The 25,020-nt window shown below is 50.5% G+C and carries 23 protein-coding genes; 6 read left to right on the top strand and 17 right to left on the bottom strand.

Annotated features, from left to right (window positions below; genetic code table 11):
* Nucleotides 1–232: 232 nt before the first annotated feature.
* Both BM202_RS00390 and BM202_RS00385 read left to right on the top strand, forming a co-directional pair.
* The gene (locus tag BM202_RS00390; protein WP_093822495.1) at nt 233–565 is read left to right on the top strand and encodes a hypothetical protein; all 333 of its coding nucleotides are present in this window, start codon (nt 233–235) and stop codon (nt 563–565) included.
* A 213-nt stretch (nt 566–778) separates the two neighbouring features.
* Nucleotides 779–1,141, top strand: coding sequence for a hypothetical protein (locus tag BM202_RS00385; protein ID WP_093822494.1), 363 nt, complete (start codon nt 779–781; stop codon nt 1,139–1,141).
* 11 nt (nt 1,142–1,152) lie between these two features.
* On the opposite strand, the gene BM202_RS00380 is transcribed toward BM202_RS00385, so the two are convergent.
* The gene (locus tag BM202_RS00380) at nt 1,153–1,572 is read right to left on the bottom strand and encodes a hypothetical protein (protein WP_093822493.1); all 420 of its coding nucleotides are present in this window, start codon (nt 1,570–1,572) and stop codon (nt 1,153–1,155) included.
* Nucleotides 1,573–1,781: 209 nt separating this feature from the next.
* Nucleotides 1,782–3,383, bottom strand: a complete 1,602-nt coding sequence (locus tag BM202_RS00375) for a CehA/McbA family metallohydrolase (protein ID WP_177236474.1) — start codon at nt 3,381–3,383, stop codon at nt 1,782–1,784.
* A 146-nt stretch (nt 3,384–3,529) separates the two neighbouring features.
* Between BM202_RS00375 and BM202_RS00370 the strand changes: the two genes are divergently transcribed.
* Nucleotides 3,530–4,066: a DUF2911 domain-containing protein gene (locus BM202_RS00370; RefSeq protein ID WP_093822492.1), complete on the top strand. Its 537-nt coding sequence runs from the start codon at nt 3,530–3,532 to the stop codon at nt 4,064–4,066.
* Between the two features lie 262 nt (nt 4,067–4,328).
* Nucleotides 4,329–4,796 carry a protein-tyrosine phosphatase family protein gene (locus BM202_RS00365; protein ID WP_093822491.1) on the top strand — a complete coding sequence of 156 codons (468 nt, stop codon included), beginning with the start codon at nt 4,329–4,331 and terminating at the stop codon, nt 4,794–4,796.
* A 52-nt stretch (nt 4,797–4,848) separates the two neighbouring features.
* Here BM202_RS00365 and BM202_RS00360 read toward each other — a convergent pair whose 3' ends face one another.
* The 5 genes from BM202_RS00360 to BM202_RS37025 form a co-directional block, all read right to left on the bottom strand.
* Nucleotides 4,849–6,624, bottom strand: a complete 1,776-nt coding sequence (locus BM202_RS00360) for a DUF885 domain-containing protein (protein ID WP_093822490.1) — start codon at nt 6,622–6,624, stop codon at nt 4,849–4,851.
* A 149-nt stretch (nt 6,625–6,773) separates the two neighbouring features.
* Nucleotides 6,774–7,664 (bottom strand): FHA domain-containing protein, encoded by an 891-nt coding sequence (locus tag BM202_RS00355; RefSeq protein ID WP_093822489.1) that lies wholly within the window; start codon nt 7,662–7,664, stop codon nt 6,774–6,776.
* A 39-nt stretch (nt 7,665–7,703) separates the two neighbouring features.
* Nucleotides 7,704–11,669 carry an FtsW/RodA/SpoVE family cell cycle protein gene (locus BM202_RS00350; protein WP_093822488.1) on the bottom strand — a complete coding sequence of 1,322 codons (3,966 nt, stop codon included), beginning with the start codon at nt 11,667–11,669 and terminating at the stop codon, nt 7,704–7,706.
* Between the two features lie 244 nt (nt 11,670–11,913).
* Nucleotides 11,914–12,456, bottom strand: coding sequence for a hypothetical protein (locus BM202_RS00345; protein ID WP_093822487.1), 543 nt, complete (start codon nt 12,454–12,456; stop codon nt 11,914–11,916).
* Nucleotides 12,457–12,514: 58 nt separating this feature from the next.
* On the bottom strand, nt 12,515–12,661 hold the full coding sequence (locus BM202_RS37025; RefSeq protein WP_177236473.1) for a hypothetical protein: 147 nt from the start codon (nt 12,659–12,661) through the stop codon (nt 12,515–12,517).
* Nucleotides 12,662–12,900: 239 nt separating this feature from the next.
* Between BM202_RS37025 and BM202_RS00340 the strand changes: the two genes are divergently transcribed.
* Complete coding sequence (locus BM202_RS00340; RefSeq protein ID WP_093822486.1) at nt 12,901–13,326, top strand: response regulator; 426 nt, start codon at nt 12,901–12,903, stop codon at nt 13,324–13,326.
* Between the two features lie 202 nt (nt 13,327–13,528).
* Nucleotides 13,529–16,129, top strand: a complete 2,601-nt coding sequence (locus tag BM202_RS00335; RefSeq protein ID WP_143100609.1) for a Kelch repeat-containing protein — start codon at nt 13,529–13,531, stop codon at nt 16,127–16,129.
* 74 nt (nt 16,130–16,203) lie between these two features.
* Here the strand turns inward: BM202_RS00335 and BM202_RS00330 are convergent, their stop codons facing one another.
* From BM202_RS00330 to BM202_RS00285, 10 genes are all read right to left on the bottom strand, one after another.
* Nucleotides 16,204–16,665: a putative quinol monooxygenase gene (locus BM202_RS00330; RefSeq protein ID WP_245776465.1), complete on the bottom strand. Its 462-nt coding sequence runs from the start codon at nt 16,663–16,665 to the stop codon at nt 16,204–16,206.
* 45 nt (nt 16,666–16,710) lie between these two features.
* Entirely contained in the window at nt 16,711–17,268 is a 558-nt protein-coding gene (locus BM202_RS00325) for a carboxymuconolactone decarboxylase family protein (protein WP_093822484.1), read from the bottom strand.
* A 12-nt stretch (nt 17,269–17,280) separates the two neighbouring features.
* A complete protein-coding gene (locus tag BM202_RS00320; protein ID WP_245776464.1) occupies nt 17,281–17,826 on the bottom strand; it encodes a (R)-mandelonitrile lyase in 546 nt (181 codons plus the stop codon).
* A 31-nt stretch (nt 17,827–17,857) separates the two neighbouring features.
* Nucleotides 17,858–18,415 (bottom strand): DapH/DapD/GlmU-related protein, encoded by a 558-nt coding sequence (locus BM202_RS00315; RefSeq protein ID WP_093823537.1) that lies wholly within the window; start codon nt 18,413–18,415, stop codon nt 17,858–17,860.
* 7 nt (nt 18,416–18,422) lie between these two features.
* The gene (locus tag BM202_RS00310) at nt 18,423–18,818 is read right to left on the bottom strand and encodes a (R)-mandelonitrile lyase (RefSeq protein WP_093822483.1); all 396 of its coding nucleotides are present in this window, start codon (nt 18,816–18,818) and stop codon (nt 18,423–18,425) included.
* Nucleotide 18,819: 1 nt separating this feature from the next.
* Complete coding sequence (locus tag BM202_RS00305; protein ID WP_093822482.1) at nt 18,820–21,060, bottom strand: xanthine dehydrogenase family protein molybdopterin-binding subunit; 2,241 nt, start codon at nt 21,058–21,060, stop codon at nt 18,820–18,822.
* A 2-nt stretch (nt 21,061–21,062) separates the two neighbouring features.
* Nucleotides 21,063–22,112: an FAD binding domain-containing protein gene (locus tag BM202_RS00300; RefSeq protein WP_093822481.1), complete on the bottom strand. Its 1,050-nt coding sequence runs from the start codon at nt 22,110–22,112 to the stop codon at nt 21,063–21,065.
* Complete coding sequence (locus BM202_RS00295) at nt 22,109–22,753, bottom strand: (2Fe-2S)-binding protein (RefSeq protein WP_093822480.1); 645 nt, start codon at nt 22,751–22,753, stop codon at nt 22,109–22,111. Before BM202_RS00295 ends, BM202_RS00300 begins: the two co-directional genes overlap by 4 nt.
* A 97-nt stretch (nt 22,754–22,850) precedes the next feature.
* A complete protein-coding gene (locus tag BM202_RS00290; protein WP_093822479.1) occupies nt 22,851–23,894 on the bottom strand; it encodes an NAD(P)-dependent alcohol dehydrogenase in 1,044 nt (347 codons plus the stop codon).
* Nucleotides 23,895–24,009: 115 nt separating this feature from the next.
* Nucleotides 24,010–24,888 (bottom strand): helix-turn-helix domain-containing protein, encoded by an 879-nt coding sequence (locus BM202_RS00285; RefSeq protein ID WP_093822478.1) that lies wholly within the window; start codon nt 24,886–24,888, stop codon nt 24,010–24,012.
* Nucleotides 24,889–25,020: the final 132 nt, after the last annotated feature.

The raw sequence follows: 25,020 nt of genomic DNA, 5'->3' as shown, positions 1-25,020 counted from the left end.
TATCGGGTGAAGATAAAGTAGGGAGGGGAATGCATCCAAATTAGCGTCTATTCAACGGTAATAAATCGACCGTACTCGCTTAATCGGCCAGATTGGTCACTTAATTTCTGGCAAAAGTCGATAATCTTTGACCCGAGAACTGAACAAAAATCAGGTTTTCGTATGATTTCGATCAGGAAATGGGGAAAGCCGTTCAACGTTCTTTGTGTCATCATTTAAATGCACAACGATCATGGCAACCCTCACACACGCAACAACGGATTATTCCAATACCTCCACTACTAACTGGCTAACCAACTATAAAAATTACGTCGATAAAGCCGAGTTCAACCGCATCGGCTGGGCGGCTACGGCGGTGGCCCTTCAGGGCTGTATCCTGTCGCCAGTGCTTCTTTTGGTAATGTTCAATACCGGCGGTGGCGATTGGCAGTTCCTGCTCAGTATGCTTTGCTTTCTGCTGGTAATCGTACCCATTTTATCGGCATTACCCGTAAAATTTATCTTCCCGGCTTTCGCAACCAGCTTGATTTTGCATGTGCTGGTCATACTGATCGATTTGCTGTAAAACTAAATTATTTAGCCCCAACCGGGTAAGTCATGGACTCAATTGGGCCTATGATTTACCCGGTTGGGTTTTACCTGGGTACGTATCAGCCAAAACCCCGCCAAAAACAGCTACTTATTTAGTTATTCCCGCCAGTTATCGACTCCCGCATTGACTCCGTCTTTGCGTAGTGTTGCTTTGTAGTAGTAAGCCTTAAAAACTTAACACAATTCAATGGCAAACGCAATAACTGTAGCCGACGAATGGTCGGTACGTGACCTCGAAGATGGGTCTTCATTAACAATCACCGTCGTAAACTGTACGGAACTGGGCAATCAATCCTTACCGGGTATTCAGGTCGTTTACATGGGAAACACGATCAACTATGAACCACTGATAACGGAACGATGGGCGTATCAGGCCACGAAAAAAGGCGTTGACGAGTACTTACTGGAAGACAATTCCTGGATGGTGCATCAGGATCAGTTCGTAAAAAATTACCTCGTGCTTGGCTCACCCCTCAAAGCCAAAGTGGAAGTTAAAACGCGTAGCTCGAAAGTGATCACGAAGGAATACGACCTTCCCTTCGAGGTGTAGAACGCCTTGTTTTACAACAGATTCAAACTCATCATTCCCGACAGAAACTGAAGGCATCCGTCTTTGATCCGGGAAAATTCGCTGATCAGCAACGTAGTATGTCGCTCAATGGTGGCTGACAGGCCAAAGTGTGCGTTGCCGCAAGCCAGTTCCTGTTTGGCGGGTGAGCAATCGACTCCGTTGCAGATCAGGTCTCGGTGCAGTCGGTCAAGTTTAGTTTGCAGCTGGTTCAGATCCTGATAATAATCGATGGCATCGTGGCGCAGGCTCCGGCAATTGTACTGATCCATTACGTCGAGCAACAGCGTCCTAAGCTGTTGAATTTCCTCCTCCTGCTGGCGAATAATTTGTTGCCAGTGCTGATGTTCCTGATGGCAGGAGATGGTCGTTACAGGTAGCGAAAATAAGTTGGTTGACGGTACGCGATTCATGCCGATGGGTGATTTTAGGGGGTTAACGATTTCGTTTCAGTTGGTTAGAACAGCAAAGGCACCAGGCAACTGTCGCTATTGAGCCATGACAACAGGCCGGTTAATAAGTCAAAGTTGAGCGTTTCTACATCGCCAATTATTGATGTATGTCACTCGGAAAACTGATTTTCGTCAGGTACGTTAGCCAGCGTGCATACAGCATAACATGTTTAGTGCGTACTCAGCCGCTTCCTTAAATCGGCAATGACGTTACGGGTTTCCTCAATGCGGGTTTTGAGTCCCTTTTGATAATACCAGGCCCGCGATTCGGGATTATCCTGCTTCGTTTCCAGCTCCTTCTCCAACTCCTGAAGGTATTTTTCGCTTTGATTCAGGTAACTGCCGGCCGTTTCTGGATTATGAAACCCGCCCCCGTCGATGGTTACGTACACAGGTGTCGTGTGAGCCGCCTGCTGCCCACCACCGTAGCAGCGGGCCGCGAGCCACATGCCCCGTTCGATAGATTTCAGGTTTAGCGTGATAACCAGATGGCTGGCCGATTGCCCCGGATCATTTCTGGTGATACGTCCCAGCACTCGGCCGTGCCCAATGATTTCGAGTGAATCGAGCGGCAATTGCCTTGAATGACCGTAAGCCTGTGCTGTAATGGTCAGCTTATCGCCTGTTTTCAGACTAAGCCGGTCGCCCGGCAAGGCGTTGTTCACCCGAAAATCAAGGATTGGTCCGCTCGTTACAAACGTATGCCCGGCCGCCACTGCCGCCAGCCAGGCCTGGTGACTAAAGGGTCCGTTCAGGTAGGTATAAAAACGCGCATTCCCGATTTGGGCGGATTGTTCCGGCGGACCGTGGTCATGATCGTGGCCGCACCAGGGGAAGTCGGAGCCAGCGGTTGCGGTTAAGGAAAACCCCAGATCGAGCATGTGGTAATAGTGTTTGGTACGTAGTGGCTTGTCCGACACGCAGTATTGAAGCAATTCCAGCACATCCACTTTAGCGCGCAGTCCATCCAGCATCAGGCCCCGATACCCGTGAAAGGACTCGGCCTGATGCGCATAGCCCGTAATACCACCCCGTTTATGCACCTCGTCAAATACCATATCATAGTAATAATAATCCCGTCCGTAACGCACGGATGACGTAGCACCAAAGCCCAGTGCATGACCAATCTCGGGGGTTCGCGGGTCTTCCTGGCCGGGTGTCAGCAGGTAGTTGCCCTGTCGATAAATACCTTTTTCACCGAAAGCGTACTGCGGATAATAGGTTTCCCAGAAATCGCCCATTTTCAGCAAAACTCCCACGTTAATATCCTCAGCCTGAATCCAGTTAAGCAGGGGTTGATTCTCGCGGAGCGACCGCCGAATATGAATATGTCCATCCGCCGAATACCAGCCACGAGTGGTCATGTTGATCCAGCGCGCCAGTCGATACGTTTGCCGGATTTCCTGATCTGGCTTAATCGCCACCGAATGCGTCTGACGCAGGTATTCGTTTCCTTTCGATACGACGAGTTGGTAGGTTCCCGGCGGCAATGTCATGGTAAACGAACCCGCCACATAGAACGAACTATCGGGCTGAAAGGCAAATCCATCGGCATGGTCCCACAACCCATACGAAACAGCTATGGCTTCGTCGGGAACAGCCGCCACCGGTTTGCCCAACTGCGTGATTCTCACCCGAACGGGCGTTAATTTACCCGTAGCTGCATCCCGAATGTCAACGTGCAGCCGTCCCGAACCTGGCGTGTTTCTATCGGTAACGCCAACAGCCCAGAGCAGGAACGTAGTGAATACGGTAATGAGCAATCGAATCATAGATCATGTATTAGTAGAAACCGGTCCGCCGGTCTCTACAAAAATGCAAATACCGCCTGTCAATTTATCGAATCAAATCTGACGGAGAAACCATTAACTTTACCCGGTAAAAAGTAGCTCATCTAAATCAATAAACCAGTTTAACCATGAAAAAAATAATCGTAAAAGGTCTCGTTTTAACAATGTTTGGCCTGTTGTTATCTACGGTAACCTGGGCGCAGGGCGACAAAGCCAGTCGGCCAAGTCCTCCGGCAACAGCTTCCGGAAAGGTGGGCGGAGCAACCATTACCATTACGTATAGCAGCCCATCCGTTAAAGGCCGGAATATCTGGGGCAGTTTGGTACCCTATGGAAAAGCCTGGCGGGCCGGGGCAAACGAAGCGACCATTTTCGAGACCGACAAAGATATTATGGTAGAAGGCAAAAAATTACCGGCGGGCAAGTACAGTCTCTTTGCGGTGCCAGGCGAAAAAGACTGGAAATTTATGTTCAACTCCGAGACCGGCCAGTGGGGCATAAAACGAGGGGGTGATGCGAATATGGACCCCGCAAAAGATGTACTGACGGTTGACGCAAAAGCGGGAAAAGCCGCCAGCATGACGGAGAAACTCAAGTACGACGTAACGGGTAAAGGGTTTGTGCTTACCTGGGAAAATGTGGAGGTTCCCGTCTCCATCAAATAAGGTGCTATTCTATAAAAAGAGCCCGCTGGAAGTTGACTTCCAGCGGGCTCTTTTTTTGATTAAGAAGCCGAAAATAGTCGTGTTTACCACCTTTTTTTCAACCAACACCTACCGTTAACTCTAATCGACATACCATTAAATTAAATTACTCGGTCAGTGTACTTATTATTTCATTAGAATTGCCTATCTCTTTAAAAACAGCATAACAGCAAGTATTTCATATACAACCAGTTATGACACCAAAAACGAAGACAATTAACTAATGGAACTCTACCAAATTACCGACGAAGGCACTTTATTTATCTCTCCCTCTATTGACGATTGGAACCCCATTTCCCAATTAACAATTGACGCTGTATTCAATCTGGATTGTACGCTGGATCAGAATATTCCAGAAGTCATGAATGATACGCTTTACATTTTCTTTCCCTTCGAAGATCAACACCTGCCTGACCTCAAAAAATTACACGATCTAGCCCGGCTGGGCGCCAATTTAATCAACAGCGGCCATCAGGTTTTGTCGCATTGTGGCATGGGCCATAATCGCTCGGCCTTACTGGCGGGACTCGTTCTAACGTATCTGGGCCTGAGTGGCAAAGAGGCCGTTCGTCTGCTACGTGCCAAGCGGCAGGGAGCTCTTTACAATAAAGAATTTGCCGCCTATCTGGAGTCGGTGCCGGCCAATGGAATTCCCCTCAATGTCCAACGCCCTGCCACGATGTTTCAATGATGCATTGAACGTTACAGAGCCGACTAAGACGGTCAGCTCTGTAACGTTCAATTTATTTCTGCCGCTCCGCCCAAGCATCCATTTTGCGTTCCAATACGTCCAGCGGCATACAACCATCTTTGAGAAACTCATCGTGGAAGGCTGCCAGACTAAATTTAGCTCCGAGTTCCTGTTCATATTTGGTCCGTAACGCCCGGATTTTCATCGCGCCAATTTTGTAGGAAAGCGCCTGGCCGGGAATCGCCATGTAGCGTTCAATTTCGGCCGTAGCGCCCTGCTCCGCAATGGGTTCGTTGTCCATCATGTACTTGATCGCCTGCTCGCGGGTCATGTGCTTCGTGTGCAAACCCACATCCACCACCAGACGAATAGCCCGGTGGATCTCGTCGCCCAGAGCCCCCATATATTGATACGGATCGGTATAAAGACCCAGTTCCTTACCCAGCGATTCGCAGTACAAAGCCCAGCCTTCGCCGTAGGCACCGTACCAGGCAAACCGCCGAAACCTGGGTAGACTGGTGTTCTCCTGTTGCAGCGATAATTGATAATGGTGACCCGGAATGGCTTCGTGCAGAAACAGCGACTCCATGCCCGAGGTGACGTTGAACTTGGTCGCATCGGGGATGGGGACGTAGAAAATGCCCGGACGACTCCCATCGGCCGATGCCTGGTTGTATTCGGCACTGGCCGACGCTTCACGGAATTTCTCGGTTTGCCGAATCTCGAATTTTGACTTGGGTGTATTGATAAACTCCTTTTTCAGATTCGGCTCGATCTTGGCCAGAATGGTATTAAACGCATCCAGTACGTCCTTGGGGCTTTTGTATGGATAGAATTTTTTATCGGTTTTGAGGTGCGTAAAAAACTCAGCCAAACTACCGGTAAAACCAACCTGCGTTTTCACTTTCTCCATCTCGCTCTGAATCCGGCTTACTTCCTTCAGGCCGATCTGATAGATTTCCTCCGGCGTGTCGTTGGTGGTCGTCTGAACTTTAACCAGATACTTGTATAATTCCGGTCCCTTCGGCAACACGTCAATCCCCGACGTGGTCCGGGCTTTGGGCAGGTATTCATTCTTCAAAAAAGTGCCTAACTTTTGATAGGTTGGCACGATTTGCTCCGAGATAGCTTTCTTATACGCAGCGGTTAGTCGGGTTTTGTCGGCCTCACTAAACGTCGCAGGCATTTTCTGAATTGGCCCGTAGAACAGGCTTTTTGTGGGATCGGTCACGACCAGATCGGTCATCTGCGGAATCATCTTCACCACCAGACTTTTGGGCAGTACGTTGTTGGCCGCCATGCCTTTACGGAACATAGCGATGGCCGTATCACCCCAAACAGCAAAGGCCGAAACACGCTTTAACCAATCGTCATAATCTTTTACCGTTTTGAACGGTTGCGCCCCTTCTCCACTGCCTAATTGCCCAAACGTCAGCGGCAGACCACCGAACTGGTGGAACGGAATATCTTCCTGATGAAACGGATATTGTTCCAGTTGCAGCTCCAGTTCGCGTTTCAGAATGTCGTAAGAAATCTTGTCTTCATCCGACAGTTTTTCGCGATCAAACGGCTTTAGTTTATTTAGCATAGCGGTATAAAAGCTCTTCGTCTGCGCCAGAAATGCCTGCGAAATGTCATTGGGTAACTGGTCGTTGTAGCGATTGTCGCCCTGGCTGGTAGCCTCCAGGGGAAATAGCTTTAATCGTTGTTCATAGTAGTCGTCCAGAACGGTCGCAAAGCCGGGATCGGCCGTAGAATTTTCGCTTTTGTTGGAGTTGCAACCAATGAGCGTCGCCATAATCAGGGGTAGTAAAATACGCTTTCTCATACGTAGTGTCAGGTGTTTGTTGGAGGTGAAAGGTAAGTTTTAATATTTCGGAAGTAAATGTTTTTGTCCACAGAGGCACAGAGAATTAAAAGTTAGTTACTCTGAAATTTAAATTCTGTTTTCTCTGTGCCGCTGTGGACAATAAACTTTCAATAAAGCTCAAATAACAGCACAACTTCGCCACCCAGCTCAATCTGATCGCCGTGCTGAAGCGGGTAGCCCATGCCGGGAATGTCGGCCCGTTCGATGGTGTCGTCGGGATGGAAAACTTTGGTTTTATTGCCACTGGATGGCAGTCCGCCCGGATCGACAAGGAGCGCGTACCGTTGCTGTGCTACATCGTAACGGATGGTTGCGTGGGAACGGCTCACGGCTCCGTTGCCCCTCCCCTTTTCAGCCGTAAACGCCGGGTCGTCGTCATTGAGGATCACAATATCATTGGTTCGTACCCGCCCCGACGTCGTCTGAACTGAATGCCCCCGCCCAATGCAGAACATGGTTTTCTGGGCTGGATCAAGCGTGTAATCGGTCTGTTCCGTCTGGCCAACCAATGCCGATATGCGGGCCCGTTTGGGCGGGCCCGTTGGTTTCGAATCATCCAGCACAAGTAAACCCAGGTTACCTTCGCGATACGTGCAATCCGGTAGCGCATCTGAATAAAAAGTATACTCAAATCGCCAGTTTTTGGGTAATTTGATATAATTATCAGCTAGTTGCCGACTTAATTCTTTCTGAAATTTGCCCGGCTGACTATCCCATAAAGCAACTCGGTACAGCTCTTCTTCCTCTCCGTTTTCAGGAACAATGCATAGCTTGAAACCCGAAGGCGTCGTTTCCGGCTCATTCTGGTAAGGCCGTAATTTATCGACAATAAACCGGAGTAACTGATCCCGTCGCTGTCCAGCCGGGGGTGGTCCCTGCGGTGCTGGTTTAGGCGTTTCTGCAACGGGTTCAGCCGGTGCCTCCGTCGCGTTGACGGCTGGAGCGGGTTGGGACGGTGTAAACCCGAATAGGTTTTTGACGTTATCGAGAATGCTCATGTTGTTCTATTTGTTTGACCTCGCCGAGTGAGAACCTTGTTAAAAACTCCCCAAATAACCGCGCTGTTTCAGGATTGGCGCAACAACACTGTTTGCCAGTTGTACGGCGTCGGCCGATGATTCGCCCAGCTCGATGCGTACACTAACCACCGTATGCGACCGACCGTCGGGCGTGGGAGCAAAAAACACATACCAGCCATCGTTCCGTCGAACACCCTGCACGATACGTTCGGGCGTTCCCGTTTTGCCTGCTACTTTGGCTATACTAATTTTACTACGTCCCGAGTTCGATTGATCAATCATAAACGATTCCAGTTGCTCAGCGTAGTCTGCCTGACGGGCAATTCGGCTTCCCGCAGGCACGGGTTGCTGGGTACCAGCCCGATTCAGGACGTAGCGCGACGGCTGCAGGATGCCTTTGTTGGCAATGGCACCAGCCATCCGCGCTAGTGCCACCGGGGTTGATGTTAACTGTCCCTGCCCCCACGCCAGTCCTGAAAATTCGCTCCGGTAGCGTCGGGGATATTGGTTGCTGTTGTACAAATTCCGACGAACGACAAACGACGAATCGCGCCAGTGCTGCTCAATCTGGTCACGCTCTTTTGCCGTGCGGGTATCCGAAAATGAGTAGCCACCCACAAAGTCAATGTTCATGCCCGTCGCTAAATACTGGTCAGCCAGTTCGTTATCCAGCTTATTATCGTTGGCGGTGCGAATAAAATACACATTACTCGACCGAACAATTGCCTTACGCATATCCACCGACTCGTTACAGGGTTCCGATTCACGCGTTCCCCGACGAATAATTTCCTCACACGAAATCCGGTAGCTAACATCCGACGCCGACGAGCCAAGTTTGTTGAAGGCGGCCATCGCCGTCAGGATTTTGGCCGTTGACCCAGGAGCCGTTGGGTAGGTCATGCCCAAATCGCGTTCAGTCACGAGATACGGCAATTTCTGTCGGTCCCGGTCAGCCAGCAGCATCGCATCGGGTGTTTGCAGATTTGGCAAGGGGTGCATAGCCGAGGCCAGTACGTCGCCCGAGCCAGCATCCAGCACAACCACCGAAATACGTTTATCGCGGTAGTCGGACGTAGCGAGCGCGTTCTGGATCGCTACCTGTAATTCAGCATTCACGCTTATGTGAAGATCACGGTTCCTGGCTTTGCGCTCTGCCACTTCCCGGCTATCGATTCCTGCCCGCAAAGCCGGTGCCAGTTCACTGTAATCGTAGACCGACAACGTACGTGTTTGCTGAACGGATGGACTAAAGCGGTCGGCCCGGTAGTCGGTCGTGACGAGGTCCAACTTTCGGGGGCGACTGTTGAAGCCTCGTAACTCACTAAGGTGCGTCGCTTCGGCGTAGTAGCCGTTGCTTTGCCCCCAGAAAAGCTGGGTATTCAGGTCGCCAAGCCAGAAAAAAAGCTGGTCGCCGAAGGGATAATACCGCTGGAGCCGTTTCTTCGTCAGCGCCTGAACCTTACCTGCACTTAGTCCGCTTTGCTGTAATTTACCGAGCTGTCGGGTAACCATACCGGGTTCGCTTGTGGCCAGCACCAGCCCATTCCGGTCGTAGATCGTGCCCGCGGCCAGTGCTCTCGTCAGTCGTTCAATACGGGGGTTGTAGCTATACACCGGATCGCCGTTGCGCGTAACCACCCGTGCGGGCCGCACAATGTACTCGCTTCCGCGCCAGCCAACGATGGGTAACAAGTGCCCGATGAGCACCACGACGCCTGCGAGAAACCCGGTGATGCCTGCCATCAGCACTACGTCGTAATGCCTCTCAAGGTATTCGCGCTGAGCCACTTGCCCCGGTCGGTGGGCCACACTAAATACGGCTCCCATCGCCGTCAGGTTAATGATAAGTGAGATTTTTCCGTAGCTCAGAAACGGTACACTGATGCCCGTAAGTGGTAGTAACCCAATGGAACCACCTGCGATAATCAGAAACTGAACACCCGTCGCTATGGCAATGCCAGCGGTCAGAAAAAAGCTGAATGGCTGACCCGCCCGCCGGGCGTGAAGAAAAATCCGATGCAGCAATACGCCGAACAGGAGAAAAACGCATACGACGCCCAGACCACCCAATTCTTCGCCTAAGCTGGGTAGAATCATGTCGGTATGGGCGGCCGGTATGGCGTTGGCAAAGGCCTTGCCCAGTCCCTGCCCCGACCAGCCACCGGAGGCCAGCGCCCAGAATCCGTGTGCCAGATGATCGCCCCCATACACATCATTGTTCCAGGGGTTGAGCCACATCGCTTTGCGGTCGGCCAAGCGGCTCCCCACGAACGGTAATAGATCACCAAAGGCAAACATGGCCATTACCAGTAACAGCAGTACGGGTGCTTCGGCCAGCAACGCCAGCCAGCCCAAGCCGGTTTCCGACCGGGCATCGCCTTTCCAATACATGTAACCAACGACGATGACCAGCGCCAGCAACGTAGCGATCCAGCCCGGCAGTAACCACAACGCTACACCATACCCAACGCCCGTTGCCAGTGTCAGAGGCAGGTTGCCCCGCGCAATGCTGTAGAACAATAAAAACGTAAAACAGACGACCAGTGCCGGCCCCATATCGCCCAGCAACAGATAAAGGAGCATCAACAAACCAGCCCCGGCCAGTGCGCCGAAACTCACGGTAAAACGCCAGCGCAAATCGGGCAATTGTCGGATTTGCTGTTCGTTGGCTGCAAAAAAACCGGCAAAGAAGAGTAACAGCAAGTATTTGGTGATTTCGCTGGGCTGAAACGTCAAACCCAGAATCGATAAGTTTACCCGCACCCCGCTCCCTTCCGGTCCCGAACCAGCTAACAAAGTCAGACCGGCCAGGCCAACGGCCAGCACCAGCCATGTCCAGCCCGATAACCGAACCGACGACCGATTCCGAAACGCAAACAGTCCGTCAAACCACCACGTAGTGTAGAAGCGACCGATATTTAGTTGCGACAAAATGGTCATCCCCACCAGACCAAGGGCGATCCCCTGAACGGTTTGGGCGGCATAGAGCGTGTCCTGCAACGGGTCCTGAATGGCGAGTAACGTCAACACCGATAAGCCGGTGAGCAGCATCAGGATCGGCAACAGCAACGGATCGGGTTGAAAACGCCGAAGTGCCCAGATCCACTGCACAGCCCAGAAGGCCAGGAAAAAACTAAGTACAATTCTCCAGAACTGCCAGCCATACGTAGCAGGCGTCCGAACGGTAAGGGCATGATCTGTTTTGAGTTGTCCATACACCGTCGATCCGATTAGCCGGATGTAATGCGGGCGGGCGTCAAACGAAAACGACTGATCGCGGGCGAGCCGGGCCGTACCGCGTCGACTACCAAACTCAAATCCGGGTTTGAGGGGAACAACGCTATAGCCAGCACCAGACTTCAGGCCCGTAAACGAAAATTGGCCATCGGCCTCCGTACGGGCGTAAATAAATCGATCGGGAAGCGTATCGGGCTGGGCCGTCGCCGGATGCCGTTTGAGCTGCATCAGGACGCCCGCCATGGGTCGATCGTCCCGGACTACCCGGCCCGACATGGCCACCGGACCACTTCCCGTGTTCACGACGGACGGATACGGCTTGGGATTCGTCAACTCCCGATTGTACAGCACCGAATCGAAACCCATCTGTTGACGCGATAACTGCAAGCGGCTTCGAAAATCAGCTCCGCCAACTCGACTACGCCAGGCCACCGGAGCCAGCACCGAAAATTGCCGCTTGTTCAGGGCTCCTAGATTATCTAACGTACCATTCTGTGCGAGTTTGGCGGGCAGCGAGTCGGCCACGAGTGCTACGTCCCGTGGATCGGTGTAGTAATTACCCGTGGTGAGCAACCGTTGAATCGCACCCGGTTTTAGGCCTGTTTCTACCGTCAGCGCCTGACCATTTGCATACGCCTGTTTCGCCTGATTCAGGGCTGGCAATAAATTGATGTATAAGCGGGTGAACAGCAGTAATAGCATGACGGATGCGCCAGGCAAATACAAACGTCCGGAAGAAAATTTCATACAATGATAACTAGTAGGGCGGCAGGAAATTACAAAAAGAGACCAACTAGTCAACTAATCCACTGTTTCATAGCGAATTAACCAAGTAGCTGGCCCTTTAAAAAATTGTACCAAAATTTTTACAACTGAACGAAAAACCAAACGTACTACGTTCGCATCCCCCAGATTTCATAGAATTAACGCGTATCGCAATTCTTTATTCTTTAGTCTGTTAATAACGCCTTTTCGACGTTTATCTTGATTCTTAAAAATCCTTGATCTCTTTACGCGGCTTAAATTCTTCCTTCGGCATGGCCTGAACGTCGCCTGAACAGACGCGGCACAAATAAACCAGTTCTACCGACCAGCCTTTGTCCACGTTGCCTAAGGCCAGACTGATACGCGTTCTTGGTGTCATCCATAGCGTCTGTTTGATCTCCCCCACTTTGGCTGTTTTCCCCGGCCCGTATTTTTCGGTTAATAAGGCGTCAAATTCAGCAGCGGCCGCCACCACATCCGACTGAGTAATGGATGCGTTTACGTAATAATAGTAGGATGCCGAGAGTAGTGAATCGCCGTTAAACTCGTATTCGAGACCCACCATCCGACTACCAATCGGCACCTGAGCATAGATTAGCTTATCGCTTCGGGTGGACGTCGGCTTTTTTTCTTCAGCCTCTCTAACTTGTTTTTTGGAATAGCCCCAGCGTATCTGGCGCAGGTCGGGCGCTGACTGAGCGCGGCTATTTCCGACGGTAGCGACCAGAATCCCCAGTACCAAAATGAGTCGTTTACGACAGATCGGCATACGATTAAACTTGTTCACGTACTGAAATTTGATTCCCTGATCTACTGACTACGTAGCATCATTTCTTACTCTTGGATGGCGGAACCAGGGGCGAAAACCCCGAGTCGCTCTGCTCGTATTTAGGCACTTTGGGGGCACCATGTACCTTGGGAGCCTTTGTAGCCACTTTCTTGATGTTTTTTTTCTGCTTCTCTTCGCGGGCCATGGTCGTAAGTTTAGAGGTATAACGGCTAAGTACGCCAAATCGCTTTATTTAATAGTGAGGGTATCTCATTTTACCCATGTAAATTAGAGTTTCCTTTGTGTTTGTAGAGGATGTGCCTCGTGAAATCGATTCTAATGAAGTGATAAAAAAGCCATTGAATCGGGTTATTTATCTGGGTACAACTCATATGAATTCAAAACCATATATTTATCAATCAATCCAGTAGCTTTCACTAGTATATGTCCTTGCAAGGTCCTATTATTTCTATTGAGGATGACGAAGATGATCAGTATCTGATCGGCCAGGCCATTCAGCGGCTTGGGGTTGTCAATGAGGTGATTTTCTTTGCCAATGGTCAGGATGCCCTGCATTATTTTGAAAACACACAGCAACAGCCCTTTCTGATTTTGTGCGACATCAATATGCCACTTATGAATGGACTGGAACTCCGGCAGTATATCAACCAGAGCGAGTATTTACGGCGGAAGTCCATTCCATTTGTGTTTTTAACTACGGCTGCCAATTCCCAGCTTGTTCGCATGGCCTACGATGCTACCGTTCAGGGATTTTATAAAAAGTCCCCGTCCTATGATGGTCTTTTCCACCAGATCAAGCAAATCATCGAATACTGGAAGAGTTGTTTGCACCCCAACAGCCCACTGTAAGTTTAGCGACGTATTGACCGTAAATGCTATACCCGTCAGATCTGCACAAAATGAACGACGGTAAAGGCAGCAGGTATTCGGTAAATTCGTGATCCCAATACCTTTACCCTCTAGCGCAGGCAGTAAGTACCTGAGCAAAAATATTGTTCACAGAGCGGACCACTCTGTAGACAATAACTGTCATTTTTGCAGGATAACCAACATGATATTGGGATTTAGCAGGACTATCTACGGCGTTTTACTACGTGTATGTTTCTGCACTATAGCTATATTCTTTACGGCTTCGGTTTCGCTAAATGCCCAATCATACGGGTTGCGTTTTGCCGGACAGGAAGAAATACAGGACAATCGCACGTCGTTGAACTTAAGCCCGGAGCAACCACTGTGCCTAAACGGAACCGTTGAGCTAACGTTTGATTTATCCCTTGCCCCGAATTATACCACCTATTTCGGGTACATTTTCAGAATCATTCAGAACGAAAAGCAAAACCTTGATTTACTGTACGATCAAAAATCGAAAAGCTTTAAAATCATTATTGGTGAGCGATTCTCAAAATCCATCATACACATTGATTCGGCACAACTTTTCTACCATTGGAATACCTTCAAAATCCAGCTGGATCTGAAGCGTAAATCACTGCTGGTCTATACGAATAAGAAACTGGTCGTTCAGGAAAAAGTCTCATTTGATGAATCAGGTTGTTTTACGGTTCTTTTTGGCGGTAATGAATTCAGGGAGTTCAAGTCGAAAGATTTGCCGCCGATGAATGTGAAAGACATTGCAATCACTGAAGATGGGCAGCGTACGCATTACTGGCCGTTAAACGAAGCCAACGGAACTAGCGCAACCGATGAAATAGTCGGCAAAATGGCTTCGGTAAAAAATCCGGTCTGGATTAAATCGCTGCACACAGACTGGAAATTAGCCAAACAGTTCAGTGTAAATGGCAGTGCCAGCGTGGCCTTTGACCCCACCACTGAAACTGTCCATATTGTCGGTTCTGATATTCTTTATAGTTATTCCGTTCAGAACCGGCAGGACAAGGTAGTAGCTCACAAAAATCCGCCACCGAGCTTTTTGCCTGGGAATCAGTCCATTTACAACCCGTTCGTTAAAAAACTGTATACGTTCTACGCCGATCAAAAGGCGGTATCTACCTACGACCCCGGCGCCCGCAGTTGGAAAAATGAAGCCATTACGCCCAAGTACACCATTGCCACCGAGTACTGGCAGGCGAATAAATTCATTTCCGGGGTTGATTCTTCCCTGTACATTCTCGGCGGATACGGTCAACTGACATACAAAAACAGCATTCAACGATACCGTTTTGCCGCCCGAACGTGGGAAATTATCCCGACTAAAGACAGTACGTTTACCCCACGTTATTTGGCCGCATTAGGTACTACGTCCAAGGCTGACACGGCCTATGTCATTGGCGGCTACGGTAGTCTGACCGGCGAGCAAATGCTTAACCCAAAAAGCTCGTATGACCTGTTGCGCTACGTAGTGAAAGAAAATTCGTTCAAAAAACTTTATGAATTACCACTTCCGAAAACAGATTTTGCCTTTGGGAATTCGCTGATAATCGATTCAAAATCAAAGCTTTTTTATGGGCTGATCTTCCCCAATCAGCAGTTCAAATCGCAGCTTCAACTCATACGGGGGTCGTTGACCAGGCCGACCTATGAACCCGTTGGCAATTCCATTCCGTATCAATTTCACGATACGCATTCTTTTTCAGATCTGTATTTCTGCCCAGCCAGCCATCAACTGGTTACGGTCACGCTGTTTCGGAGTGAAAAGAACACAACCGATGTAAAACTCTACACAATCTCTTTTCCGCCTAATGAGCTGGAACCGCAGGAATCCGCGAAAAAACGATCTTTTACTACGTATTGGTTTTGGGCGCTGGGTGGTCTTATGGTGGGTATTGTAGCCTTTCTGTATGTCCGGAAGCGCTTACTACCAAAGACGTATCGACCTGAATCAGGCCCACTTCCAGACCAATCAGCCGCATTAAGTCTCCTGACAAAACCAGCCGAACCAACGCTACAGGCTGACGTCGCCAGCCAATCGGTGCACACGGCCAGCGTCTATTTTTTCGGCAATTTTCAGGTGTTCGATCAGGCCAGGAACGACATCACCAAAGCGTTCACCCCCTTGCTTAAGGAGTTGTTTTTATTGCTGGCTCTTAATAGTATTGGCAAACAACAGGGCGTTCCGTCCGAAAAACTCAATGAAATTCTGTGGCCCGACAAGGCCGGTCGTGATGCGAGCAATAATCGGTCGGTAAACATTGCCAAATTGCGGCATATACTTGATAAAGTTGGCGGCTGTTCGCTCTCAAAAGAGTCCGGATACTGGAGCATTACGTTCGATTTCAGGCAAGTCTACGTTGATTATGAGCGCTATATGGGCATCATTACCGATAAAGCAACGCTATCCAAACAGACGATCAGTGAACTGGGCGAAATCACCAAACGGGGTTCCTTTTTACTGAACACGGAGTACAACTGGCTGGATGAATTCAAATCAGACATTTCCAATAAGATCATCAATACGTTTCTCCAATACGCTGAAAACCTGAACATTAGCGATGATCCCGAATTTCTGATTCAACTCACCAATTACATTTTCTATTACGATCCCGTCAATGAGGAAGCGATCGTGATGAAATGCAAGGCGCTGGCCTTGATGGGCAAACATACGCTGGCCAAGAATGCCTTCGAAAAATTCGCCAGAGATTATAAAATCATCTATGGCGAAGATTACCGACAGTCGTTCTCGGCCATCATGGATTGATTTAATCGTTCAGTGTGAGTTGTGCCAACAAACTAATTACCAGACTAGAATACAGCACCCGGTCTAAATCCAGCTCATTTTAACTTTTTAAATAGCTCTGCCATCGTTTCCGGGGTAATAGTATCCATTTCAATCAGCTTTAATGATTTTACCATGTTCAAGGTAGATGTTTTGTAGTGCTGAAAATGAGGTGTTTTCAGATGCGCCTGGTAAGCAGCCTTGCTGGCGTATATTTCCACCAGCCTGATTTGGGTGGGTTTTTCCTTCTCATACATCGGAAAAATAGCAATGACCCCAGGCTCTAGTTTGACCGATGCGGCCGATTCTTCCTTTAGAATGGCTTTGTATTCGTCCAGATGATCGGGCGCGATGTTAATCTCCGCAATACGTACCATCATATCCGGTTCAATGACCGGGACAGCAGGCTTGCCTAGTAATGTGCGTAACGTGTTCGCCTGGGTTCGACTGATGAACGTTTCGATCAAGCCCGCAACCTGGACTAACTGACTTTCGGTAATGCCGGTATTCATTCCCATTTTTAGATGGGCCTGTAACTGGGATGTAACGCCCGACATGGCCGTTCAGGCAGATATGGTTACCAGTTCCCGTTGCTGGTAAGTCAGCACATCGCTGTCGAATACGTCGGCAAAAAGGTGTTCCTTTAAAAATGCATCTATCCGTGGAGCGAATTCACCAAAACCGGGCGCTGGTTTTGATTGGGGCGTTTTCGTTAATGTTTCCAATACTTTTCTACCCTGTTCGTATTTACCGGAACGGTCGTCAGCCAACCGGATTTTCTTGCCCTGCGGGTCCTGAATCCCTTTTGCTTTTCGTTCGTCCAGCACAGTCATAAACGTGTTTATACCGTTCAGACTCCTGGGAAAACCACAATAAGCATATAATTGCACCAGTATTTCTTTGATTTCATTGACCGTAAGACCGGCATCGAGCCCTGTGCTCAACTGCGCTTTCAGCCCGTCCAGATCTCCCGTGGCGGTTAACGCAGAAATGGCGACGATACGTTGCTGCTGGGCATTTAGTCCCTGATTTACGTCGGTTGCCTGCTGTGCATTCATGACCGTTGTGGGTAATAGAAGAACAAAAAGTAGTATTCCGGGCAGCAAGTTGGTTTTAAGCATTACGTCTATTTATTAACGTTTATTGGCTTGATTGTATTCCGCATCCGTGACGGGTTGAAGCCAGTTGACGATGCCTTTTTCGGTGTTTGGGATAATATACAGGTGGGTCATTTTACTGCCGGGACTGGCTCCGTGCCAGTGAACCACATTGGGCGGGCATTTCACTACGTCGCCTTTGCGAATCAGTTGCTTTGGTTCCCCTTTTATCTGGTGGTAACCAACCCCATCAGTGACAATGAGGATCTGCCCGGTCGGGTGAGAATGCCAAAAGGAGCGGGCTCCTGGCGTAAAGGCGACGCTACCAGAAACCGTCGTAAAGATCGAGTCATTGGGAACCAGGCTCGTCACCCAAACGGTCCCCGTAAACGTAGCAGCAGGGCCTCGCGTCGCTGCCTGCGGACCCGTCACGACCTGGGTAATCTGTCCCAGGGCCAAACGAGGAGACGCAACGAAGGCGACTATGATCAACAAGATATGGAGAGCCATGCAGGCTAGTTGCGGGCTGGCGGTCGGATGACCGGTAAAGTAGGTTATTTTGTTGTCGATTGACTGTTTCATGACCGTTTCGTCCGTCTTTCCGTTCCTTCAATTATAGTATTTTCACCACCTTCGCCGGAATTCCGGCAACGACTGTATTGGGCGGTACGTCCCGACTCACCACCGCACCCGCAGCCACCACCGCGTTTTCGCCAACCGTAACGCCCGGCAAAATGATGGCTCCTGCCCCAATCCAGGCATTCCGTTTGATCAGAATGGGTTGGAGAAGGACTGTTTTGCGGTCAGCGGGGTCAAGTGGGTGATTTTCCGACGTAAGCTTGACGCTGGGACCGATCTGCACATCATCTTCAATCGTAATACCACCAATATCCAGAAACGAACAGTTGTGGTTGATAAAGACGTTTTTGCCCAGACGAATGAACCGGCCAAAATTGGTATAAAATGGAGGGAAAATCGTGGTCGACTCGTCTATCCCGGTTCCGATAATGTCACTCAACCGGCTGCGGACTTTGTCAAGCTCGGTGGCCGTGGCGTTCATCTCAACGCATAGCCGGATGGTACGTGCCACGACCTTGCCAAACGTATTGTAGTCAGGATCATCTTTTCGGAGCGGTTCACCAGCCCGCATCCGCTGAAAAATTGGTTCCATGTTGGTTTTATTTTGCGTACTCATGGTCACTTACCTTCTCCAGCCAGGTTACCACCTCACCGTTTAGCTCTTCCTGAATGGCAATGTGGCTCATGGCTTTAGTAGGCGAAGCACCATGCCAATGTTTTTCGTTGGGTTCAAACCAGACTACGTCGCCGGGATGAATTTCTTCAATGGGGCCTCCTTCGCGCTGCACCCACCCCATCCCGGAGGTAACAATGAGCGTTTGACCCGCCGGATGGGTGTGCCAGGCAGTTCGGGCACCCGGCTCGAAGGTAACCAGTGCTCCGGCTGCTTTGGTTACTTCTTTTTTGGCGAACAAAGGGTCGATGCGCACGGCCCCTGTAAACCAGGCTTCCGGTCCTCTGACCGAAGGCTGCATTCCGTTTTTACTGATTTCCATGCTACGTCAGTTTTTGCATTACTTTATCCGGGGTAATCGGCAGGTCGCGGATGCGTTGACCAGTGGCGTTAAAAACCGCATTGGCAACGGCTCCAGCAAACCCGATCAGGGCAATTTCTCCCATGCCTTTGGCACCCATCGGGTTGATAATCGGGTCGGGCTTGTCGATCATAATCGTTTCAATAGCCGGTACGTCGGCGTGAACCGCTACGTGATAATCGGCCAGGTTGTTATTGACAAAACGACCAAATCGGTGATCAATGACGGCTTCTTCGGTTAGAGCCATGCCGATGCCACCCGCCACACCACCAATCATCTGACTGGCCGCCGTTTTGGGGCTGACGATCCGGCCCGAATCCGCCACGCTAACGGCTTTGGTTACACGTACTACGCCCGTTAGCGGGTTGACCCGTACCTGCACGAAATGCACCGAAAACGAATACATCGAATAATTCTGAAGTTGTGGCCCACCTTTCGACTCTTTCGTTCGGTCAATTACGGCCAGGTTGTTGGCCTGCATCAAGTCGCTGACAGCCACCTTTTTCTTCGGTTCGGTTAAGATAGATAATATCCCATCGGCCAGCGTCAACTCATCCGCCTGACGACCGACCAGGGGTCCGCCGTTTTTCGTGGCCAATTCGATCAGCGCCTGTTTGATGCTGGTGCAGGCATCGAACACCGCTGACCCTACCGCCGAGACAATGGCCGACCCACCCTGGGTAGGGGCTTTAGGTAGTGACGTATCGCCGTATTCAACCTTGATGCGATTTAGGGGTACATTCAGTACGTTGTGGGCAATCATCGTCAGCGCCGTTCCGGTGCCCGGTCCAATGTCGGTGACGGCACTCTGCACCGTCAGCGAGCCGTCGGCTTTTAGCAGGACGCGGGCGCTGGCTTCCCACCGGAAGGCATTGAAGGTACCGGTGCTCATACCGTAGCCAATGAGCCAGTCACCCTCGCGCGTACTACCCGGTTCGTTTTTTCGTTTACTCCAGCCAATAGCCTCGGCTCCGCGTTGATACGCTTCTTTCAGGTTTTTGCTTGAATACGGCCGATTATGTTCAGGATCGGTTTCAGTATAGTTGCGCAGGCGGAACTCAATGGGGTCGAGTTTCAGCTTGTGAGCCATTTCGTCCATCGCCGATTCCAGCGCAAACGCTCCTGTGGCTTCGCCAGGCCCACGCATCCAGATCGGAACGCTCCGGTCGAGCCGCACGATCCGGTAGCGAGTACTCACATTGGGGCAGGCGTACATGAACTTGGTCATGTTGACGGTCGCTTCGGTAAAGTCTTCGTAGCTGGCCGTTTCGGCGGTAGCCGCGTGAGCAATGCCGATCAGTTTGCCATCCTGGTCGGCACCCATATTGATCGTCTGCACCGTATACGGCCGATGGCCAACCAGGGTAAACATCTGACTCCGGTTCACCACCAGTTTCAGAGGGCGGCCAATTTTGCGGGCAATGGCTACCACGGCTGTTTCCTGAGGCCAGGTTCGGAGGCCCATACCAAAGCCGCCCCCCATGAATTCGGCGTGTACGTGGATGTTTTTTGGGGCAATCTTGAAAGCTTCGGCCATCGCCTGCTGCGTAGCGTTCACACCTTGTGTTTTGGCGTAGATCATCAACGTATTGGGGCCAGTCCAGTGGGCTAGAATACCATGCAGTTCCATCGGGTTATGCACCTCGATAGGTATGGTGTAATTAGCCTCCAGTGTAACGGGAGCGGCTTGATAAGCATCAGGTTTCCCTCGCAAATAATTACCACCATCGGCCCCCTTTGGCGCAATACCCTCTGCTACGTGTTTTTGCAGATCGGTACGGGCTGTTTGTTTAGAATAAGTCGCTTTGACGAGTGAGGCCGCGTAGGTAGCTCGTTCGTAGGTATCGGCTACCACGATAGCGATGGGCTGTCCGTCGAAGAGAATCTTTGAACTACTCAGTATACGGTAGGTTTCTTCGGTCTTGGGTTTGGGTGCTGGTCCATCCGCTTCACCGCCAACGGGGGCGTCCCAACCTGGAATGGGCGGCATGTTCTGGTGGGTAAACACACCCAGTACGCCCGGTGCGTTTTGCGCTTTTTTGGTATCCAGGCTGGCAATGGTCCCCTTGGCAATTTTGCTACCAACGATGACACAATAAGCCGTGTTAGGGATCTCAAAATCAGCGAAGTAATTGGCTCCGCCGGTCACTTTCAATCGTCCATCTACCCGATCGATGGGTGGATTTTTCGTATCTTTCGTCATGATCAGGCGGTTTTAGTGGCGGTTTTCAGGGCGTCGATAATCGAGTTAGGGGCCAACGTTAGCTTAAAATCATTCTCGCCGTAGCCTTTGGCACCCTGCATAGCCAGTGCAGCCGCCTGTTTGAAATTAGCTTCGGTAGCGGGCTTACCGCGCAGAAAATCTTCAGCTTTGGTCAACCGCCAGGGTTTGTGAGCCACCCCACCCATCGCCAGCCGAACATCACGTATCGTGTTGCCTTTCATATCAAGTGCGACACCCACCGACACCAGCGCGAAGGCATACGAAGCCCGATCGCGCACTTTGAGGTAGTGTGAATTGTCGGAGAATCGGTTCGTGGGCAAATCCACCGACATAATCAGCTCACCCGGTTGCAGCGTATTGTCTTGCTGGGGTTTATCGCCCGGCAACCGGTGAAACTCCCCGAATGGAATCTTGCGGTCACCCTTCGGACCCGATACGTTTACCGTGGCATCCAGCGCAACGAGTGCGATGCACATGTCACTGGGATGAACGGCAATGCACTTTTCGCTGGCCCCGAAAATAGCGTGCATCCGATTGAATCCGCCGATAGCTCCGCAACCCGTCGGCCCGTTGGCCTGTCCTTTGTCGGCTCGGAATCGTTCCGTCGAACCGGCCGCACCACCCGTCTGTACGGGGCTACGCTTGTTACAGGGCATCGAATTATCGTAGAAATAGGCGCAACGGGTGCGCTGCATCATATTCCCGCCCACCGTGGCCATGTTCCGAAGTTGCGCCGAGGCTCCCGCGTTCAGGGCCTGTGATAGTAGCGGAAAATACTTCTTTACTAACTCATTATCAGCGACAGCTGAGTTTTTGGCCGTCGCCCCAATTCGCAAACCGGTCACTGTTTTCTCAATCGTTGCCAGCGGCAGTTTGTTGATGTCGACCAGGCGTTCGGGAATGACGACCTCGCGCTTCATCAGGTCGATCAGGTTGGTGCCGCCTGCCAGAAAGTAGGTGCCTTTTTCTTTGGTCACGGCCGAGATGGCGGCCTTTGGGGTCGTAACCCGCGTAAACTGAAATGGATTCATACCTTGGCTCCTCCCTTTTTTACGTCCATGATCGCGTCGACAATGTTGGCATAGGCCCCGCAGCGGCAAATATTTCCGCTCATGTACTCGCGGACTTCTTCCGGCGTATTGGCGTGTCCTTCGCGGATGCAGGCCACCGCCGACATGATCTGTCCGGGTGTGCAATAACCGCACTGAAAACCATCTTGTTTGATAAAGGCTTCCTGCATGGGGTGCAACGTCCCCGTCGGTCCGCCGTCAGCCAGTCCTTCGATGGTCGTTACTGTACAACCTTCGGTCGTCATGGCCAGCGTCAGGCACGAGTTGACCCGCTGCCCGTCGACATGGACTGTGCAGGCGCCACACTGGCCGTGGTCGCAGCCTTTCTTGGTGCCGGTCAGGTGGAGCTGTTCGCGGAGCAGATCGAGGAGTGTGACCCGTGGTTCGATGCTCAGTTGCTGGGCTTTCCCATTGATGGTCAGCCATAACGGCATCTGCTCGACGGCCAGAGCCACCTTCTCGTGGAGACCGTTGTCAACCACTGTCATTGCCACCGTAGGGGTCAGTGCCCAAGCCGCCAGCGCGGATGACTTCTTTAAAAAAATCCGTCGGGGTGAATTATCGTTGTCGAATCCGTTCCCTTTACGTTCGTTGTCAGCCATTGAGCAGAATTTTTAATGTTGGTAAAAACCACTTTTGCTACGTACGCCGTCACGCCTTATTACGCCGTGTCAAAGAAGACAGTTTATGATGGTCATGCTATAAAGTAGCCATATCGATGACAAACCGGTAGCGCACATCCCCCTTCACCATACGATCATATGCGGGTTGAATATCCTTGATGTCGATCATCTCGATGTCTGAAACAATGTCATGCTCGGCGCAGAAATCCAGCATTTCCTGAGTTTCTGCAATACCGCCAATACTTGACCCGGCAATACTTTTCCGACCAATGATGAGGCTAAAGGCGTGCATGGCTGAAGGCGTTGGAGGAGCACCCACACAGATGTGTACGCCATCAACGTTCAACATCGTCATGTACTGCATGTAATCATGCTCCGCCGATACGGTATCAAGGATGAAATCAAATTGCCCGCTTGCGGCTTCGAGCTGAGCGGGATCAGTTGTTACCATGAAATGATGGGCACCCAGCTTTTGCGCATCAGCTTCTTTCCTGGGGGACGTGCTCAGCACGGTCACGTCAGCCCCTAAGGCTACTCCGAACTTAACGCCCATGTGCCCCAAGCCGCCCAGGCCTACAACAGCCAGCTTATGACCTGGCCCCACCTTCCAGTGGCGTAGCGGTGAATACGTCGTAATGCCGGCACAGAGCAGGGGAGCCGTGGCCGCCAGGTCTAAATTCTGAGGTATGTGTAGTACGAAATCTTCGTTGACGACGATGGTGTTGGAGTAGCCACCGTACGTAGGCGTTTTCTTATCCTGTTCCAACCCGTTATAGGTCTGGCTATTGCCGACCAGGCAGTACTGCTCCAGACCCTGCTGACAGGATTCGCACACGCGGCAGGAATCGACCATGCATCCGGTGCCCGCTAAATCGCCCACCTTGAATTTAGTGACGTGAGCGCCAACGGCAACGACTTTACCTACGATTTCGTGACCGGGAACCATCGGAAAAATGCTCCCGCCCCACTCATCTTTGATCTGGTGGAGGTCCGAATGACAAACGCCACAGTAAAGAATATCAAATTGCACATCGTGGGGCCCTACCTCACGGCGCTGGAAACTCCAGGGAGCCAGTGCTGACTCTTTGGTTTGGGCTGCATACCCTTTTGTTGCGATCATATCAATCGGCTGCCGAAGCGACTGTTTAGGTTTGTCTTCTAAATTTATATACAGACAAAGCTACAGCCGGAAAGAATAGGTCAGATAAAAGTATTCAAACCAATACTTATACATTTCAAACCATCACCAGACGGAAGTTTCGGGGATTGGTACCCGTAAACTTTTTGAAGAAGTTGTTGAAATAGGAAGGATAATCAAAGCCCAGGGCATAGGCAATGTCGGAAATGTTCCAGTCGGTATGTTGTAGCAGGGCTTTTGCTTCGCTCAGAACGCGTTCTGCAATATGAGCCGTGGTGGATTTACCGGTTACCTCATTAACAGCCCTGTTTAGATAGTTGACATGAACATTCAGGCTCCTGGCGTAATCCTGAGCCGTAGTCAGTTGTAACGGACGGGCGATGGTCTCAATCGGAAACTGCCGTTCCAGCAATTCAAGAAAAACAGCGGCCAGCCGGGAACCGGCGTTCTTATGCTGGTCAAAATGTTGCGAGGGCTCTAGCTTCAACGCTTCGTGAATAATTAGGTGTATGTAGTTGCGCATCAGGTCATCTTTGTACGAATAATTGGTCTGCTGCTCCTCGATCATTTTCTGGAAGATTGTATTTAAAAACTCCCGTTGCTGCGGACTTATAATAAATATCGGTGTGCCGCTGAGCTTGAATAAAGGAGAATTTTGCAGACTTTCTGACCGGTCGGACAGTTTGAGGAAGTCCTCAGAAAACAGGCAGGTGTAGCCTACGTAAGTAGTTGAAATCGTTTCCCATGAATAAGGAACGTGTGGATTGCCAAAAAACAGAACCGTATCGTTGTGCTCAAAGCTCCTGTCCGCATAATGGATGATGCTCTGGCCGGTTGTCAGGCAAATTTTGTAGAAATCTTTCCGGCTATAGATGCGGGTGGCGCTACTGTCACATTCTATCTCAAAAACATTGAAGCCTTTTAATTTTAGGTCATTGTTGAACTCCGAAACCGAACGTATTAGTTGATCTGCCATACTCAAAGTTAAGGAATTCAAATCAGCCGACCAATTCAAATCCTGAGTTAGTTGGTTGAAAAAGCTTACCGGGCAACCATCAGTACGCTCATCACAAATCGGTTACTCATGATTATTTGATGAAAACCAATC

The sequence above is a fragment of the Spirosoma endophyticum genome (assembly GCF_900112365.1).
GTDB classification, from domain to species: Bacteria; Bacteroidota; Bacteroidia; order Cytophagales; family Spirosomataceae; genus Spirosoma; species Spirosoma endophyticum.
This window is presented reverse-complemented; position numbering and strand designations above follow the sequence as displayed.

Excerpts from the sequence above, each read along its gene's own strand:
- BM202_RS00295 (WP_093822480.1), bottom strand. The coding sequence starts at position 22,753 with ATGGCTGACAACGAACGTAAAGGGAACGGATTCGACAACGATAATTCA.
- BM202_RS00285 (WP_093822478.1), bottom strand. The coding sequence starts at position 24,888 with ATGGCAGATCAACTAATACGTTCGGTTTCGGAGTTCAACAATGACCTA.
- BM202_RS00385 (WP_093822494.1), top strand. The coding sequence starts at position 779 with ATGGCAAACGCAATAACTGTAGCCGACGAATGGTCGGTACGTGACCTC.
- BM202_RS00370 (WP_093822492.1), top strand. The coding sequence starts at position 3,530 with ATGAAAAAAATAATCGTAAAAGGTCTCGTTTTAACAATGTTTGGCCTG.
- BM202_RS00310 (WP_093822483.1), bottom strand. The coding sequence starts at position 18,818 with ATGGAAATCAGTAAAAACGGAATGCAGCCTTCGGTCAGAGGACCGGAA.
- BM202_RS00345 (WP_093822487.1), bottom strand. The coding sequence starts at position 12,456 with ATGCCGATCTGTCGTAAACGACTCATTTTGGTACTGGGGATTCTGGTC.
- BM202_RS00315 (WP_093823537.1), bottom strand. The coding sequence starts at position 18,415 with ATGGAACCAATTTTTCAGCGGATGCGGGCTGGTGAACCGCTCCGAAAA.
- BM202_RS00365 (WP_093822491.1), top strand. The coding sequence starts at position 4,329 with ATGGAACTCTACCAAATTACCGACGAAGGCACTTTATTTATCTCTCCC.
- BM202_RS00305 (WP_093822482.1), bottom strand. The coding sequence starts at position 21,060 with ATGACGAAAGATACGAAAAATCCACCCATCGATCGGGTAGATGGACGA.
- BM202_RS00355 (WP_093822489.1), bottom strand. The coding sequence starts at position 7,664 with ATGAGCATTCTCGATAACGTCAAAAACCTATTCGGGTTTACACCGTCC.
- BM202_RS00330 (WP_245776465.1), bottom strand. The coding sequence starts at position 16,665 with ATGGGAATGAATACCGGCATTACCGAAAGTCAGTTAGTCCAGGTTGCG.
- BM202_RS37025 (WP_177236473.1), bottom strand. The coding sequence starts at position 12,661 with ATGGCCCGCGAAGAGAAGCAGAAAAAAAACATCAAGAAAGTGGCTACA.
- BM202_RS00350 (WP_093822488.1), bottom strand. The coding sequence starts at position 11,669 with ATGAAATTTTCTTCCGGACGTTTGTATTTGCCTGGCGCATCCGTCATG.
- BM202_RS00340 (WP_093822486.1), top strand. The coding sequence starts at position 12,901 with ATGTCCTTGCAAGGTCCTATTATTTCTATTGAGGATGACGAAGATGAT.
- BM202_RS00360 (WP_093822490.1), bottom strand. The coding sequence starts at position 6,624 with ATGAGAAAGCGTATTTTACTACCCCTGATTATGGCGACGCTCATTGGT.
- BM202_RS00300 (WP_093822481.1), bottom strand. The coding sequence starts at position 22,112 with ATGAATCCATTTCAGTTTACGCGGGTTACGACCCCAAAGGCCGCCATC.
- BM202_RS00390 (WP_093822495.1), top strand. The coding sequence starts at position 233 with ATGGCAACCCTCACACACGCAACAACGGATTATTCCAATACCTCCACT.
- BM202_RS00375 (WP_177236474.1), bottom strand. The coding sequence starts at position 3,383 with ATGATTCGATTGCTCATTACCGTATTCACTACGTTCCTGCTCTGGGCT.
- BM202_RS00335 (WP_143100609.1), top strand. The coding sequence starts at position 13,529 with ATGATATTGGGATTTAGCAGGACTATCTACGGCGTTTTACTACGTGTA.
- BM202_RS00380 (WP_093822493.1), bottom strand. The coding sequence starts at position 1,572 with ATGAATCGCGTACCGTCAACCAACTTATTTTCGCTACCTGTAACGACC.
- BM202_RS00290 (WP_093822479.1), bottom strand. The coding sequence starts at position 23,894 with ATGATCGCAACAAAAGGGTATGCAGCCCAAACCAAAGAGTCAGCACTG.
- BM202_RS00325 (WP_093822484.1), bottom strand. The coding sequence starts at position 17,268 with ATGCTTAAAACCAACTTGCTGCCCGGAATACTACTTTTTGTTCTTCTA.
- BM202_RS00320 (WP_245776464.1), bottom strand. The coding sequence starts at position 17,826 with ATGAAACAGTCAATCGACAACAAAATAACCTACTTTACCGGTCATCCG.